Raw genomic sequence first — 14,362 nt, 5'->3', positions numbered from 1 at the left:
GAAGGCCGGCGGATTATACAGGCGCCTTTTGCTGGGCGCCAATCGCGGGGAGGGGGTTGAGGAATTTACCGGCGAATGCCTCGGCCGACAGTGCGGCGCTGACGATAAATCCTTGAATTTGTTCGCATCCTTCGGCGGCGAGGAAGTGTTCCTGGGCTTTGGTTTCGACCCCTTCGGCGATGACGGTGAGTTGCATGCTGCGGCCGAGGGCAATGATGGCGCGGCTGATGGCGGCGTCGTTGGGGTCGTCGGGCAGGCCGCGGACGAAGGACTTGTCGATCTTCAGCACGTCCAGCGGCAGGCGCTTGAGGTAGCTCAGGGAGGAGTAGCCGGTGCCGAAGTCGTCGATGGCTAGTTGCACGCCGAGGGCCTTGAGGTTGTGCAGCACGCTGAGGGCTTCTTCGGCCTGGCTCATGATGAAGCTTTCGGTGATTTCCAGTTGTAGCCGCTGCGGCTCGAGGCCGAGGGCCTGGAGGAGCCGTTGCAGGCGCTCCACCAGCTGGGGCTGGCGCAGTTGCGCGCCGGCGAGGTTGATCGAGAGTGGGCCGAAGTGCACATGGCGTTCCTGCCAGTGCTGCATTTGCCGACAGGCGTGTTCCAGGACCCAGTCGCCAAGTGGGAGGATGAGTCCGCTTTCTTCGGCCAGGGGGATGAAGCGCTCCGGTGGGATTTCGCCGAACTGTGGGTGGTTCCAGCGCACCAGGGCTTCGGCGCCCACCAGGGTTTGGTATTGCAGGCTGAACTTGGGTTGGTAGGAGAGCGACAGTTCGTTGCGCTCCAGGGCCCGGCGCAATTCGGTTTCCAGGGCCATGCGTTCGGTGGCCTGGCTGGTCAGGTCGTGGGTGTAGAACTCGATGCGGTTGCGACCTCGGGCTTTGGCGCGGTACATGGCGGCGTCGGCGTTCTTCACCAGGGTGGCGACGTCCAGGCCGTGTTCCGGAAACAGGCTGATGCCGATGCTGGCGCTCATGAAGAACTCGTGCTGGCCGGCGGGTACGGGGGCTTCGAAGCAGGTCAGCAGTTTGGTGGCGACCGATTGTGCGTCGCTGGCGCTGTGCAGGCCGGGTAGCAGGATGATGAATTCGTCGCCGCCGAGGCGGGCTACGGTGTCGACATCGCGCAGTTGTTCGCGCAGGCGGGCGGCGATGCCTTTGAGCAGCAGGTCGCCCACTGGGTGGCCGAGGCTGTCGTTGATGTGCTTGAAGCGGTCCAGGTCAATGAACAGGACGGCGCCGTGGTGGTTGTCGTTGGCGGCGTCGGCCAGGGCCAGTTGCAGGCGGCTTTCGAAGAGCAGGCGGTTGGGCAGGCCGGTGAGCGGGTCGTGGTGGGCCTGGTAGTCGAGCCGCGCTTGGGCGTGCTTGAGCGGTGAGATGTCGGCGAACACGCCGACGTAGTGTGTGACCTGGCGGTAGCGGTCACGTACGGCGCTGATGGTGAGCCATTCGGGGTAGGGCTCGCCGTTCTTGCGGCGATTCCAGATTTCGCCCTGCCAGTGCCCTTCACGTTCCAGCTGGTGCCACATGGCGGCGTAGAAGGCGCTGTCATGTTGGCCGGACGCGAGTAGGCGCGGTGACTGGCCGAGCGCTTCGCTTTCGCTGTAGCCGGTGATTTCGCTGAAGGCGCGGTTGACTGCGGTGATGCGTTGTTCGGTGTCGGTGATCATCACGCCTTCGGCGGTGCTTTCGAAGACGGTGGCGGCCTGCAGCAGTTTTTCCTGCATCTGCTGACGCTCGGTGACGTCGCGAGCGATGGTCAGCAAGCAGGGTTCTCCGCCGATGGGTATCGGCTGCGCGGAGAGCTCGCAGATGCGCACCTGGCCGCTCTTGGTGTGGATGGCTGTAGTGAAGTGGTGAAGGCTGCCCTGGTCGCGGATGAGCTGGATCATGTGCTGACGATCCGCCGGATTGGCCCATAGGCCGAGTTCAAGGGTGGAGCGCTCAGCGACTTCCGGCTGGCTGTAGCCGGTGATGCGGCTGAAGCCGTCGTTGGCCTCCAGCAGCAATCCGTCGCTGATGCGGGTGATGAGCAGGCCATCCGGGGAGGCGTGGAAGGCGCTGGCGAACTTTTCTTCGGAGACCTGCAGCAGTTGCTGGGTTTCCTTGAGCTGGGTGATGTCGCGGACTACCACCACGAGGGCGGGCGTGTCGTCCAGATCGATGGTCTGGGCGGAGATCAGGCCGATGAAGGTTTCGCCATTGGCGCGCCGGAAGGGCATTTCCAGGTTGTGCAGCGGATTGCCCTGTTGCAGACGCTGCAGGAGTTTCGGCCCGATGCCGGGAATGCCCCAGATGTCGAGTTCGGTGGCAGTGCGGCCAAGGGCTTCGCTGGCCTTGAGGCCGATCTGCTGCTCGAAGGTGTGGTTGATGGCCAGCAGGCTGCCGTCAGTGCGGCGCGCGATGACGATGATGTCCGGGCAGTTGTGGAACACCGAGGCGAACTTCTGTTCGGACAGGCGCAGGGCCTGCTCGGTCTGCTTGGCCTCGGTGATGTCGATCATCAGGCCGCGCATCATCTGGATCTCACCGTGGGGGATGAGGGTGATGATGTCCCGTACCCAGAGCACCCGACCGTCGGCGGCAATCATGCGGTAGTCGAGGCTGTGGTCCCGGCCGGCGATGGTTTCCGCTTCACAGAAGGCATTGGCCCAGGCTGTGTCGTCGGGATGCAGGGTGCGGCGCCAGAAGCCAGGCTCCAGCCAGTCGCTCAGAGGGTAGCCGAGCAGGCGTTCGGCATGGGGGGAGACATAGGTGTAGCAGTAATCGTCGACGCGCATTTCCCAGGCGATGGCGTTCAGGCTTTCCACCAGGCCACGGTAGTGCTGTTCACTGCTGCGCAGTTCGTCTTGCAGGGCGGCGCGGCTGGCCATTTCGTTGCTGAGCCGGCGGTTGACGCGCAGGACGAATGCCAGCACGCCGGCCAGTAACAGCAGGGCAGGCAGGCCGTAGAGCAGGATGCGGCCCCAGTCAGGCTTTCGGTAGAGGGCGCCGCCCACCCAGCGTTCCTGGATGGCGATAGCGTCTTCGGGGCTGATCTCGGTGAAGACTTTGTCGAGAATGCTGGCCAGCATCGGGTGGTTCTTCGGCGTCGCCATGGCCAACTGGTAGCGGTAGGGCGTTTCGCCGCTGATGCTGATGCCGTCGAGCTTGAGTTGGCGCAGGCTCCAGACGCTGGAGGCGAGGTCGCCGACGAAGGCATCTACCTGTCCGGTGGCGAGGGCCTGGAGGGCCGCGGCAACGGAGGGATAGGCTTGCAGGCTCAGGTCGGGGTGCTGGTTGCGCAGCAGTTCGTGGGGGGCGTAATCGGCTACCACGCCGACGCGCAGGCCGTAGAGGTCGTCAATGCTGGACGGCTGTGGGCCACGGGTCTGGGACAGGATGACGATGGGGAAGTCGAGGTAGGGGCGGGTGAAGTTCAGGTATTGCTGGCGCTCCGGGGTGGACATGATGCCGGGCAGCAGGTCGAGGTCACCGTCGCGGGCACGTTGCAGCACTTCAGTCCAGCTGCTGGGTTCGACGGGTGTGAGTTTCACGCCGAGTCGGCGGCGGATCTGGTCGATGTAGTCGGCGGCCAGACCCTGGTGGTTACCCTGGGCGTCGCGAAACTCGAAGGGCGGCCAGGAGGCGTCGATGCCGAGGCGCAGCTCGCCGTGATTGTCGAGCCAGGCCTGTTCTTCCGGGGTGAGCGTCAGGGCGCTGGCCGGGAAGGTCCAGAGTGCCAGCCAGAGCATCAGTAGGGCCCGCGCTCGCGCCATTGGCGACCTCGTTCCTGGTAGGGATGTCAGACCGAAGTGTAGACGTGGCCGCCTGTCGCCTGGAAGAGAAAAGCACGCGGCTGCAGCCCTGCGGAGGCACAAAAGAAAACCCCCGGACTGGCCGGGGGTTCTTTATATCGCTTACTCGTCCAGGAACGAGCGCAGGTGCTCGCTTCGCGACGGGTGACGCAGCTTGCGCAGCGCCTTGGCTTCGATCTGGCGGATACGCTCGCGGGTTACATCGAACTGCTTGCCGACTTCCTCAAGGGTGTGGTCGGTGTTCATGTCGATGCCGAAGCGCATACGCAGGACCTTGGCTTCGCGGGCGGTGAGGCCGGCCAGGACTTCACGAGTGGCTTCCTTGAGGCTTTCCACCGTGGCCACGTCGATCGGGGACTGCATGGTGCTGTCCTCGATGAAGTCGCCCAGGTGCGAGTCTTCGTCGTCACCGATCGGGGTTTCCATGGAGATCGGCTCTTTGGCGATCTTCAGAACCTTGCGAATCTTGTCCTCAGGCATCTCCATACGTTCGCCAAGCTCTTCCGGAGTGGGCTCGCGGCCCATTTCCTGCAGCATCTGACGGGAGATGCGGTTGAGCTTGTTGATGGTCTCGATCATGTGCACCGGGATACGGATGGTGCGCGCCTGGTCGGCGATCGAGCGAGTGATCGCCTGGCGGATCCACCAGGTGGCGTAGGTCGAGAACTTGTAGCCGCGACGGTATTCGAACTTGTCCACCGCCTTCATCAGGCCGATGTTGCCTTCCTGGATCAGATCGAGGAATTGCAGGCCGCGGTTGGTGTACTTCTTGGCGATGGAGATCACGAGACGCAGGTTGGCCTCGACCATCTCTTTCTTCGCCCGGCGAGCCTTGGCTTCGCCGATGGACATGCGACGGTTGACGTCCTTGATCTCGTTGACAGTCAGTTCGACTTCCTGCTCGAGATCTACCAGCTTCTGCTGGTTACGCTTGATGTCGACCACCAGCTTGCCGATGGCTTCAGCGTACTTGGCCTTGCCCTTGGCCAGGCCGTCGGCCCAGTCGAGGTCGACTTCGTTGCCCGGGAACAGGCGCAGGAAGTCGGCACGTGGCATACGGGCGTCACGTACGCAGAGCTGCATGATGGCGCGTTCCTGGGCGCGGACACGGTCCAGGGCGCTACGGACTTTTTCCACCAGGGCGTCGAATTGCTTCGGCACCAGCTTGATCGGCATGAACAGCTCGGCCAGGGCCAGCAGTTCTTCGATAGCCTGTTTGCTGCTGCGGCCATGCTTCTTCAGGGCCTTCTTGGCCTTGTCGAGTTGGTCGGAAACCGCTGTGAAGCGGCGCAGGGCCTCTTCCGGGTCCGGACCACCGTCGCCTTCTTCTTCGGCGTCGTCGCTTTCGCCTTCTTCCTCTTCGTCTTCGTCCTTGTCCTTGGCCGCGGCGGTATCGGATTTAAGCTCGACAGGCTCGACCTCTTCAGCCGGCACGGTGCCGTCATCCGGGTCGATGTAGCCGCTGAGAACGTCGGACAGGCGGCCACCTTCGGTGGTGACGCGCTGGTATTCGGCGAGAATGCCGTCGACGGCGCCGGGGAAGTGGGCGATGGCACTCATCACCTCGCGGATGCCTTCCTCGATGCGTTTGGCGATTTCGATTTCGCCTTCGCGAGTCAGCAGTTCCACGGTACCCATTTCACGCATGTACATGCGCACTGGGTCGGTGGTGCGACCGATATCGGTCTCCACTGCGGCCAGGGCGGCAGCGGCTTCCTCTGCTGCGGCTTCGTCGGTGTCGGCTTCGGCCAGCAATAGGGCGTCCGCATCCGGGGCACTCTCGAATACGTTGATCCCCATGTCGTTGATCATGCGGATGATGTCTTCCACCTGTTCCGGATCGGAAATATCCTCCGGCAGGTGGTCGTTGACCTCCGCGTAAGTCAGGTATCCCTGCTCACGGCCACGGGCGATCAACTCTTTGAGGCGAGACTGCTGTTGCGCTTTTCCGGACATAGCACCCTATCCACTTAGGTCTTGGCGGGCTAAAAACAAGCCGAGGATTATACCTGATCCTGGGCCTTACGCGCCAGTTGAGGTCGGAGTCAGGGAAGACGTGTTGCGGCTGAGTAGGTCGCGCAGCTGATCTTTTTCCTCTGCGCTGAGTTCACTTTGCCGCGCTTTGCGCAGCAGATTCTCCAGGCGGCGTTCCCGCTGGCGTGCCGACAACCTAGTTATAGTGTCGAAAAACTGTTGTTCAAGGTTGTCGTCGGAAATCAGCCATTCCTTTTCCGCGAGAGCCCGTAACAGTCGGCCCTGATCCGTGCCGTGCCAGCGGGCGATCAGCTGCAGCGACCGCAGTTTCGGGTTCTTCTGCACGGCCTCTACCAATGCCACCATGAGTTGGGCATAGGTGTCGTCTTCTGCGGCGAAATGGCTGGCATCCTCGACTTTCTGTGCAAGCGACGGATGGTGCAGCAGGGTGCGTAGTGCGGTGAGGGTGGGGGATTCCACCTTGACCTCGGTGCGCGGTGGACGCTTGAAGTCATCGCGGCCTTGCTTGCTCCACTTCTTGCCGTCTTTTTTCCAGTCGTCCTTCTTCCAGCTCTCTTTGCGCCGCTCGTCTTTCTGCCAGTTGCCCTGCTGCGCGGCGGGCTGCTCGAAGTAGTGCGCTGGCTCGGGTTCGTACTGCTGGTCGCCGTAGCCGGAGAAGGATTCGTAGTAGGTGTCGTCCGAGTTTACGTGGCTCTCGCTGCTGACTGGGGCGCTGCGTGCGAACTGGCTGAGAGCATCGCCATTAAGGCCGGTAATTTCGGCCAGTCGCTGGCGCATCAGGACTTTCAGGTTGGCGCCGGGCACGCGCTCGATCAGAGGGGCTGCTAGAGTGGCCAGGTGGGCCTTGCCTTCCAGGGATGAGGGGTCGGCTTCCTGGGTCAGTTGCTGGAAGAAATAGTCGGCAAGTGGCTGTGCATGCTGGGTGATACGCGCGCGGAAGGCGTCGGTGCCTTCCTTGCGAACCAGACTGTCCGGGTCCTCGCCTTCGGGTAGGAAGAGGAAGCGCGCACGGCGGCCGTCTTCGAGGCTTGGAAGCGTGGCTTCCAGGGCGCGCCAGGCAGCCTTGCGTCCGGCTTGGTCGCCGTCGAAGCAGAAGAGGATGCTCGGTACCAGTCGGAACAGGCGGCGGATGTGCTCTTCGCTGGTGGCGGTGCCCAGGGTGGCGACGGCGTTGCGCAGGCCTTGCTGGGCCAGGGCGATGACGTCCATGTAGCCTTCGACGACCATGATTTCGTCGAGATTGCGATTGTGTTTGCGTGCCTCGAACAGCCCGTAGAGCTCCTGGCCCTTGTGGAATACCGGGGTTTCCGGTGAGTTGAGGTACTTGGGCTTGTCGTCGCTCAGGACTCGGCCACCGAAGGCGATGATGCGTCCGCGGCTGTCGCGGATCGGGAACATTACTCGGTCGCGAAAGCGGTCGTATCGCTTGCCGGTCTCGGCGTTTTCGATCAACAGGCCGGCGTCGATCATGTGCTTCTGCTGCAGGCTGTCGCCGCCCATATGTTTGAGCAGGTTGTCCCAGCCGGGTGGGGAGAAGCCTAGGGCGAAGTCGCGGGCGATTTCGCCGGTCAGTCCGCGACCTTTCAGGTATTCGACTGCGGCTTTGCGCGTCGGATGCTGCTTCAGTGCGTGGCGGTAGTAGTCCGACGCGGCGGTGAGCAGGGCATAGAGCGGGGAGTCGGTTGGCTGGCGGTGGCCGCTGCTGCGGCCGCCTTCTTCCCGGGGGACTTCCAGGCCGGCGCGCTTGGCCAGATCCTCGACCGCCTGGGGGAAGTCCAGGTGGTCGTGGTCCATGACGAAGCCGAGGGCATTGCCACCAGCGCCGCAGCCGAAGCAGTAATAGAACTGTTTGTCCGGGCTGACGCTGAACGACGGTGTCTTCTCGTTATGGAAGGGGCAGCGCGCGGTGTAGTTCTTGCCGGCCTTTTTCAGCTGCACGCGCGCGCCGATCACTTCGACTATGTCGGTGCGGTTCAGCAGGTCATCGATGAAGCCTTGGGGGATCAGGCCAGCCATAGGGTGCTCGGGGCGCAGGAAGGATCAAAGCATACTCGCGCCAGGTCGGTGACGACAGGCGGGAGGTGAAAGCTGGAAAGCAAAAAACTCCGCTAATCGCCGTGGCGAAGCGGAGTTTCTTGTGTGCTCAAGATGCACTTGCCCGGCCAGGGCCGGGCGAAGCTTGAGCGTGCGGCGGTGCCTGTTAACTCAGTACAGGCGCTCGCGGCGGCGCTGCTCGCGCTGCACTTTCTTGGCATGACGCTTGACCGCGGCTGCGGCTTTGCGCTTGCGCTCGGAAGTGGGCTTCTCGTAGAACTCACGGCTACGGACTTCAGCCAGTACGCCGGCTTTCTCGCAGGAGCGCTTGAAACGACGCAGGGCTACGTCGAAGGGTTCGTTCTCTTTAACTTTGACGGCTGGCATCCAGGTCGTACCTTCATCAATTACCGAATGGTCGACGCATTCCGGCAAAAGCAGGCTCGGTGGCGCGTCGGATTTCAAGGGCTGCGGATATTAACGCCTCAAGGCTCGGAATGCAAAGCCTTCAGTCGAAAACCGCTGGTCGGCACAGGGGGCGACGATTATGATTCGCGCCTTCTTCTTTTGCCAGGCCAGAAGGGCTCGTACCCATGCTAGTGCTGGGGTTGGAAACCTCCTGCGACGAAACCGGCGTCGCGCTATACGACAGTGAACGCGGCCTGCTGGCCGATGCGCTGTTCAGTCAGATCGACCTGCATCGGGTCTACGGCGGCGTTGTCCCTGAGCTGGCGTCCCGCGACCACGTCAAGCGCATGCTGCCGTTGCTGCGTGAGGTGCTGGAGCAGGCCGGTCGCAAACCCGAGGATATAGACGGCATCGCCTACACCGCCGGCCCCGGCCTGGTGGGCGCGCTGCTGGTGGGGGCCTCCTGCGCCCAGGCGCTGGCCTTCGCCTGGGGCGTGCCAGCGCTCGGTGTGCACCATATGGAAGGCCACCTGCTGGCGCCCATGCTGGAAGAGCAACCGCCGGAGTTTCCGTTCGTCGCCTTGCTGGTTTCCGGTGGTCATACCCAACTGGTCCGGGTAGACGGCATTGGCCGTTACCAACTGCTCGGCGAATCGGTGGATGACGCTGCCGGGGAGGCCTTCGATAAGACCGCGAAGCTGATCGGCCTCGGTTATCCCGGTGGCCCGGAGATCGCCCGCCTGGCCCAGAGTGGTACGCCGGGTCGCTTCACCTTCCCCCGTCCGATGACTGATCGCCCCGGCCTGGATTTCAGCTTCAGTGGCCTCAAAACCTTCGCCCTCAACACCTGGCAGCAGTGCCGCGATGCTGGGGACGACGGTGAGCAAACCCGTTGCGACATCGCTCTGGCCTTCGAGCAGGCGGTGGTGGAGACTCTCACCATCAAGTGCAAACGTTCTCTCAAGCAGACTGGCCTTAATCGCCTGGTGATCGCGGGCGGTGTCAGCGCCAACCAGTCGCTGCGCCAGTCCCTGGGCAAGATGCTGGGCGATCTCAAGGGCGATGTGTTCTACGCGCGGCCGCGCTTTTGCACCGACAACGGCGCGATGATTGCCTACGCTGGATGCCAGCGACTGCTGGCGGGACAGCATGACGGTCCCGCAATCGCGGTTCAGGCACGTTGGCCGATGGAACAGCTTCCCGCGATCTGATGGCGGCTTGAGCCGTTTTCACTCGAGGTGTTCAGAAATGCCGTTCGCGTCCGGCAAAAAGGTCGCGTAGATTGCCGCGATGGCGCCAGACAATGAGTCCGGTCAGTACCGTCATTGGCAAGAGCGCACCGGGTTGCTGCCAGGCCAGCAATGGCAAGGTCAGCGGCGTAGCGATCAGCGCCGCCAGCGAGCTGGTACGAGTCAGATGGAAGGTCAACAGCCAGACACAAACAGCCAGCAGTGCGGCCAGGGGGTATAGCCCCAGCAGCATGCCGGCGGCGGTGGCGACGCCCTTGCCGCCTCGGAAGCGGAAGTACAGGGGATAGAGGTGCCCGAGCACTGCGGCAAGGCCAATCCAGGCCTGCTGCTGGACTTCGAGGCCGCAGAGATGGGCGACCAATACGGGCAGCAGTCCTTTGAGCAGGTCGCCGAGCAGGGTCAGGATCGCCAGCTTCTTTCCTGCCACCCGCAGCATGTTGGTGGCGCCAGGGTTGCCGGAGCCCTGGGCACGTGGGTCGCCCGTGCCGAACACACGGCTGAGCAGAATGGCGAAGGACAACGATCCGAGCAGGTAGGCGAGAGTCGCCAGCAGCCAAAACATGGTATCCATTCCGGGGCGAGGAAGTCCCGATTCTAGCGGGGCATCACTGACGTGGACACGGTTTTCATCGAGGGTCTGGAGGTCGACACCGTAATCGGTGCCTATGACTGGGAACGCAGCATTCGCCAGTGCCTGCGCCTGGACCTGCAACTGGGCTGGGACAATCGCCCCGCAGCCGAGGGCGATGACCTGGACAAGGCACTCGATTACGCGGCTGTGTCCCAGCGCATCCAGGCTTTCGCCGCCGAAGCGCAGTTCCTGTTGGTGGAAACGTTCGCCGAGCGGCTGGTTGCCGTACTGATGACCGAGTTCAACATCCCGTGGGTCCGTCTGAAATTGCACAAGCCTGGCGCCGTACCGGCGGCCAGCAGCGTTGGCGTGGAGATCGAGCGCGGATGTCGCTGACCCCTATCTACCTTGGCCTCGGCAGCAACATCGAGCGCGAGCGCAACCTCACGGCAGGGCTCAAGGCCTTGGGTGGCTTCCTGCAGGACATCCGTTGTTCGCCGGTGTTCGAGAGTCTTCCTGTGGGTATCAAGAGCGGGAATTTCTTCAATTTCGTGGTGGCCGCCCGAGCCGATTTGTCCCTGCACGAACTGGATCGCCGACTGAAGGAGATCGAGGCCGATAACGGCCGGTATGCACCGGGCCGAAAGGGCTTGCCGCTGGATATCGATGTGTTGCTCTATGGCGACCGCGTGGGCAACTTCGATGGCCTGGTCCTGCCGCGCCCCGAGGTGTTGAAGAATGCTTTTGTGCTCTGGCCCCTGGCGCTGCTGGCGCCGGAAGTGAGGCACCCGGGTGAAAACCGCACCTTCGCTGAACTCTGGGAAAACGCCGCCATTGAGCAGGCACTCTGGCCTGCGTCCTTCTCTTGGGGCGGCGTCGAGTTGACGCCGCCAGACCTGATTCAGGCCTTTCCGCGACTTTCCTTGTAAGCCTTGAGCGCCTTGAGGCGTTCGCCCTTGAGCGCTTCACCCAGCTCTGCGCCTTTGAGCCCCTTCGCCAGCAGTGGCTGCACTGCCACGCCGCGGGCGACTGCGGCTGCGCCCAGGAGATAGGCAGCCTGGGGATAGTCGCGCCGTTCGAGGCCGGTCCTGCCGCGGGCATCCATTTCGCTGGCTGCAACGAACTCTTCGAAACGTTGCGGTCGGCGATAGACGTCGAAACTCTGTAGCAGTTCAAGCAAGGTCGAGGCGCGCAGTTCCAGGGCGCGATGGGCGTGGGTGTGATACTCGCCCACCAGCAGCGCCAGTTCCTGACAGTCACGAGGTGCCTTGCAGCGCTCGTTCACCGTCCTGATCAGCTTCAGTCCACGCTTCTCGTGGGCGATGTGCTGCGGCCACTCCTCTTCCGGGGTAAGCCCCTTGCCCAGGTCATGCAGCAGGCTGGCCCAGCGCACTGTCAGCGGTTGGTTGTGCTCGGCGCACTGGCGCAACACGGCCAGTACATGCACACCGGAATCCACCTCGGGATGGTGCTTTTCCGGCTGCGGCACGCCGAACAGACGGTCCATTTCCGGCAACCAGGCTGCGAGGGCGCCGCTGTCGCGCAGCACCTGAATGAACACATCCGGACGCGGCTCCATCAGGGCGCGGGAGATTTCCTTCCAGCTACGCTCCGGCGACAGTGCGTCCAGTTCGCCGGACTCGGCGATCTGTTGCATTAGCGCGAGGGTTTCCTTGGCAACTGTGAAGCCCAGCGGCGCATAGCGTGCAGCGAAGCGCGCCACACGCAGCACGCGCAGGGGGTCTTCGGCGAATGCCGGGGATACATGGCGCAGTAGCCGGGCTTTCAGGTCTTTCTGGCCGCCGTAGGGGTCGATCAGGTGCCCGTGATCGTCCTCGGCCATGGCATTGACCGTAAGGTCGCGGCGGATCAGGTCTTGCTCGAGCGTCACGTCCGGGCTGGCGTAGAAGGTGAATCCGCCGTAGCCGCGTCCGCTCTTGCGCTCGGTGCGCGCCAGCGCATATTCCTCGCCGGTCTCCGGGTGGAGGAACACCGGGAAGTCGGCGCCCACCGGGCGGTAGCCCTTTTCGAGCATTTCCTCGGCGGTGGCGCCCACCACGACCCAGTCATTCTCGGTCACTGTGCGACCCAAAAGGCGGTCGCGTACTGCTCCGCCCACTTTGTATATCTGCATGGCTTGCCTCCGTGGCTGCGGAGGATAGCAGTCTAACGGGCCGCGGGGACCTGCTCGACCAGTGCGCGAACCGCGCTTTCCAGCAGTTTGGCGCTGTCCCAGGAGGGGCTTAGGCCGGTGCTGGCCAAGCCTTCCCAGAGCACAGTGCCGGCAGTGTCGGTCAAGCGCAGGCGCAAGGTGCCGGTTTCATCGCGCAGTCGGTGGATGGCCTGGTAGGGGCCGAGGGGGCTGGGTGGTGCCGGGTCGACCTTGAATTCCAGTGGCTGGTCGTTCACCGCCAGCCAGTAGTAGACCCGAAACTGTGCATCGCGGGTGGCGCGGTAGCCGCGTGCTTCCAAGCCGTGGCTGATGAGTGCTGCGACCTGGGCATAGCGGTCCTCGTAGGGCAGTTCGCCATCTAGTGCCTGCTCTGGTGAAACCAGCTCGAAGCGGATGCGCCCAGCCAGCTCGGCAGTGGCCGGCTGCACGATGCGGATCTGGGGCACGGAGGTCGAACAGGTGGCCAGGGCCAGGCACAGCAGCAGGACGAGGAACAGGCGCATCTGAGGGCGGCTCCCATAGAGGGTTAGCCGCATGCTCGGCGTGCGCCGGGCATGCGGTCAACCGATCAAATGGGTGGAATGATCAGGTCCAGGCGTGGGTATTCCCCGTCCTCAGTGCGTTCCCCCTTTGGGGGAACGTGGTGGCTCCCGGTGATCTGTTCGCCGTGTCGGGTCTCCAGGTGAATGTCGAAACCCCAGAGGCGGTGCAGGTGCTTGAGTACCTCCTCGGTCGATTCGCCCAAAGGTTTGCGGTCGTGCTGCTGGTGGCGCAGGGTGAGCGAGCGGTCACCACGGCGATCGACACTCCAGATCTGTACGTTGGGCTCGCGGTTGCCCAGGTTGTACTGGGCCGCCAGGGTTTCGCGGATCAGGCGGTAGCCCTGTTCGTCATGGATGGCCGGAACAAGCAGTTCGTCCTTCTGGTCATCGTCGAGGATGCTGAACAGCTTGAAGTCGCGAATCACTTTGGGTGAGAGGAACTGCAGGATGAAGCTCTCGTCCTTGAAGCTATTCATGGCGAACTTGAGCGTGGACAACCAATCGCTGCCGGCAATGTCCGGGAACCAGTACCTGTCTTCTTCGGTTGGCTCCTCGCAGATGCGGCGGATGTCGCGGTACATGGCGAAGCCCAGGGCATAGGGGTTGATGCCGCTGTAGTAGGGGCTATCGAAAGGCGGCTGGTAGACCACGCTGGTGTGCGACTGGAGGAACTCCATCATGAAGCCGTCGGTGACCAGGCCTTCGTCGTACAGATCGTTGAGGATGGTGTAGTGCCAGAAGGTGGCCCAGCCTTCGTTCATCACCTGAGTCTGGCGTTGCGGATAGAAGTACTGGGCGATCTTGCGCACGATGCGCACCACTTCCCGCTGCCAGGGTTCGAGCAGGGGGGCGTGTTTTTCGATGAAGTAGAGGATGTTTTCCTGTGGTTCGGCGGGGAAGCGCTGGTTGTCCCGCTCGCCACCTTTGCCGGTACCCTTGGGAATGGTGCGCCAGAGGTCGTTGATCTGTTTCTGCAGGTGCTCTTCGCGCTCCTTCTGCCGGCGCCGCTCTTCCTCGGCGGAGATCGGGTACGGGCGCTTGTAGCGGTCAACGCCGTAGTTCATCAGGGCATGGCAGGAGTCCAGCAGGTCTTCTACCGCGTCGATGCCATGGCGTTCCTCGCACTGCATGATGTACTGCTTGGCAAACACCAGGTAGTCGATGATGGAGCTGGCGTCAGTCCAGGTGCGGAAAAGGTAGTTGCCCTTGAAGAAGCTGTTGTGGCCGTAGCAGGCGTGGGCGATGACCAAGGCCTGCATGGTGATGGTGTTTTCTTCCATCAGGTATGCGATGCAGGGATCGGAGTTGATCACAATCTCGTAGGCCAGGCCCATCTGGCCGCGCGAATAGCCTTTCTCGGTGGCGAGAAAGTGCTTGCCGTAGGACCAGTGGTGGTAGCCGATGGGCATGCCGACGGAGGCGTAGGCATCCATCATCTGCTCGGCGCTGATCACTTCGATCTGGTTCGGGTAGGTGTCCAGCGCATAGCGCTCGGCGATCCGGCTGATCTCGCGGTCATAAGTGCGAATCAGGTCGAAGGTCCATTCCGATCCCGTGGAGATGGGCTTGCGTTCCTTCTTGCTGGCAGTCATTTCACGC

The 14,362-nt window shown here is 62.9% G+C and carries 11 protein-coding genes; 3 read left to right on the top strand and 8 right to left on the bottom strand.

The window, feature by feature from the left end; all coding sequences use genetic code 11:
* Positions 1 to 13 precede the first annotated feature (13 nt).
* The 4 genes from AAHM40_RS07120 to rpsU all read right to left on the bottom strand — a co-directional run bounded on the left by AAHM40_RS07120 (position 14) and on the right by rpsU (position 8,206).
* Positions 14 to 3,751: a bifunctional diguanylate cyclase/phosphodiesterase gene (locus AAHM40_RS07120; RefSeq protein WP_342244020.1), complete on the bottom strand. Its 3,738-nt coding sequence runs from the start codon at positions 3,749 to 3,751 to the stop codon at positions 14 to 16.
* 141 nt (positions 3,752 to 3,892) lie between these two features.
* Entirely contained in the window at positions 3,893 to 5,746 is a 1,854-nt protein-coding gene (gene rpoD, locus AAHM40_RS07115) for an RNA polymerase sigma factor RpoD (protein WP_342244019.1), read from the bottom strand.
* A gap of 66 nt (positions 5,747 to 5,812) precedes the next feature.
* Complete coding sequence (dnaG, locus tag AAHM40_RS07110; protein ID WP_342244018.1) at positions 5,813 to 7,801, bottom strand: DNA primase; 1,989 nt, start codon at positions 7,799 to 7,801, stop codon at positions 5,813 to 5,815.
* A 189-nt stretch (positions 7,802 to 7,990) separates the two neighbouring features.
* Positions 7,991 to 8,206: a 30S ribosomal protein S21 gene (rpsU, locus tag AAHM40_RS07105; RefSeq protein WP_010795989.1), complete on the bottom strand. Its 216-nt coding sequence runs from the start codon at positions 8,204 to 8,206 to the stop codon at positions 7,991 to 7,993.
* A gap of 206 nt (positions 8,207 to 8,412) precedes the next feature.
* Between rpsU and tsaD the strand changes: the two genes are divergently transcribed.
* A complete protein-coding gene (gene tsaD, locus AAHM40_RS07100; RefSeq protein ID WP_342244017.1) occupies positions 8,413 to 9,438 on the top strand; it encodes a tRNA (adenosine(37)-N6)-threonylcarbamoyltransferase complex transferase subunit TsaD in 1,026 nt (341 codons plus the stop codon).
* A 31-nt stretch (positions 9,439 to 9,469) separates the two neighbouring features.
* On the opposite strand, the gene plsY is transcribed toward tsaD, so the two are convergent.
* Positions 9,470 to 10,039, bottom strand: coding sequence for a glycerol-3-phosphate 1-O-acyltransferase PlsY (gene plsY, locus AAHM40_RS07095; protein WP_342244016.1), 570 nt, complete (start codon positions 10,037 to 10,039; stop codon positions 9,470 to 9,472).
* A gap of 51 nt (positions 10,040 to 10,090) precedes the next feature.
* Between plsY and folB the strand changes: the two genes are divergently transcribed.
* Positions 10,091 to 10,444, top strand: coding sequence for a dihydroneopterin aldolase (folB, locus tag AAHM40_RS07090; RefSeq protein WP_028631090.1), 354 nt, complete (start codon positions 10,091 to 10,093; stop codon positions 10,442 to 10,444).
* Positions 10,435 to 10,977 carry a 2-amino-4-hydroxy-6-hydroxymethyldihydropteridine diphosphokinase gene (gene folK, locus AAHM40_RS07085; RefSeq protein ID WP_342244015.1) on the top strand — a complete coding sequence of 181 codons (543 nt, stop codon included), beginning with the start codon at positions 10,435 to 10,437 and terminating at the stop codon, positions 10,975 to 10,977. Before folB ends, folK begins: the two co-directional genes overlap by 10 nt.
* On the opposite strand, the gene AAHM40_RS07080 is transcribed toward folK, so the two are convergent.
* From AAHM40_RS07080 to AAHM40_RS07070, 3 genes are all read right to left on the bottom strand, one after another.
* Positions 10,950 to 12,182 (bottom strand): multifunctional CCA addition/repair protein, encoded by a 1,233-nt coding sequence (locus AAHM40_RS07080; RefSeq protein ID WP_342244014.1) that lies wholly within the window; start codon positions 12,180 to 12,182, stop codon positions 10,950 to 10,952. The two genes, folK and AAHM40_RS07080, sit on opposite strands and share 28 nt — an antisense overlap.
* 32 nt (positions 12,183 to 12,214) lie before the next feature.
* The gene (locus AAHM40_RS07075; RefSeq protein ID WP_342244013.1) at positions 12,215 to 12,724 is read right to left on the bottom strand and encodes a DUF4136 domain-containing protein; all 510 of its coding nucleotides are present in this window, start codon (positions 12,722 to 12,724) and stop codon (positions 12,215 to 12,217) included.
* Between the two features lie 65 nt (positions 12,725 to 12,789).
* Positions 12,790 to 14,355: a SpoVR family protein gene (locus AAHM40_RS07070; protein ID WP_342244012.1), complete on the bottom strand. Its 1,566-nt coding sequence runs from the start codon at positions 14,353 to 14,355 to the stop codon at positions 12,790 to 12,792.
* Positions 14,356 to 14,362 lie beyond the last annotated feature (7 nt).

This window comes from Pseudomonas sp. OTU5201, assembly GCF_038440135.1.
GTDB classification, from domain to species: Bacteria; Pseudomonadota; Gammaproteobacteria; order Pseudomonadales; family Pseudomonadaceae; genus Metapseudomonas; species Metapseudomonas resinovorans.
The sequence above is the reverse complement of the archived record's forward strand: the minus strand, read 5'-3'. Positions and strand labels throughout refer to the sequence as shown.

Bases quoted from the DNA above. Each gene is read 5' to 3' on its own strand.
- AAHM40_RS07120 (WP_342244020.1), bottom strand. From the start codon at position 3,751: ATGGCGCGAGCGCGGGCCCTACTGATGCTCTGGCTGGCACTCTGGACC.
- rpoD (WP_342244019.1), bottom strand. From the start codon at position 5,746: ATGTCCGGAAAAGCGCAACAGCAGTCTCGCCTCAAAGAGTTGATCGCC.
- dnaG (WP_342244018.1), bottom strand. From the start codon at position 7,801: ATGGCTGGCCTGATCCCCCAAGGCTTCATCGATGACCTGCTGAACCGC.
- rpsU (WP_010795989.1), bottom strand. From the start codon at position 8,206: ATGCCAGCCGTCAAAGTTAAAGAGAACGAACCCTTCGACGTAGCCCTG.
- tsaD (WP_342244017.1), top strand. From the start codon at position 8,413: ATGCTAGTGCTGGGGTTGGAAACCTCCTGCGACGAAACCGGCGTCGCG.
- plsY (WP_342244016.1), bottom strand. From the start codon at position 10,039: ATGTTTTGGCTGCTGGCGACTCTCGCCTACCTGCTCGGATCGTTGTCC.
- folK (WP_342244015.1), top strand. From the start codon at position 10,435: ATGTCGCTGACCCCTATCTACCTTGGCCTCGGCAGCAACATCGAGCGC.
- AAHM40_RS07080 (WP_342244014.1), bottom strand. From the start codon at position 12,182: ATGCAGATATACAAAGTGGGCGGAGCAGTACGCGACCGCCTTTTGGGT.
- AAHM40_RS07075 (WP_342244013.1), bottom strand. From the start codon at position 12,724: ATGCGCCTGTTCCTCGTCCTGCTGCTGTGCCTGGCCCTGGCCACCTGT.
- AAHM40_RS07070 (WP_342244012.1), bottom strand. From the start codon at position 14,355: ATGACTGCCAGCAAGAAGGAACGCAAGCCCATCTCCACGGGATCGGAA.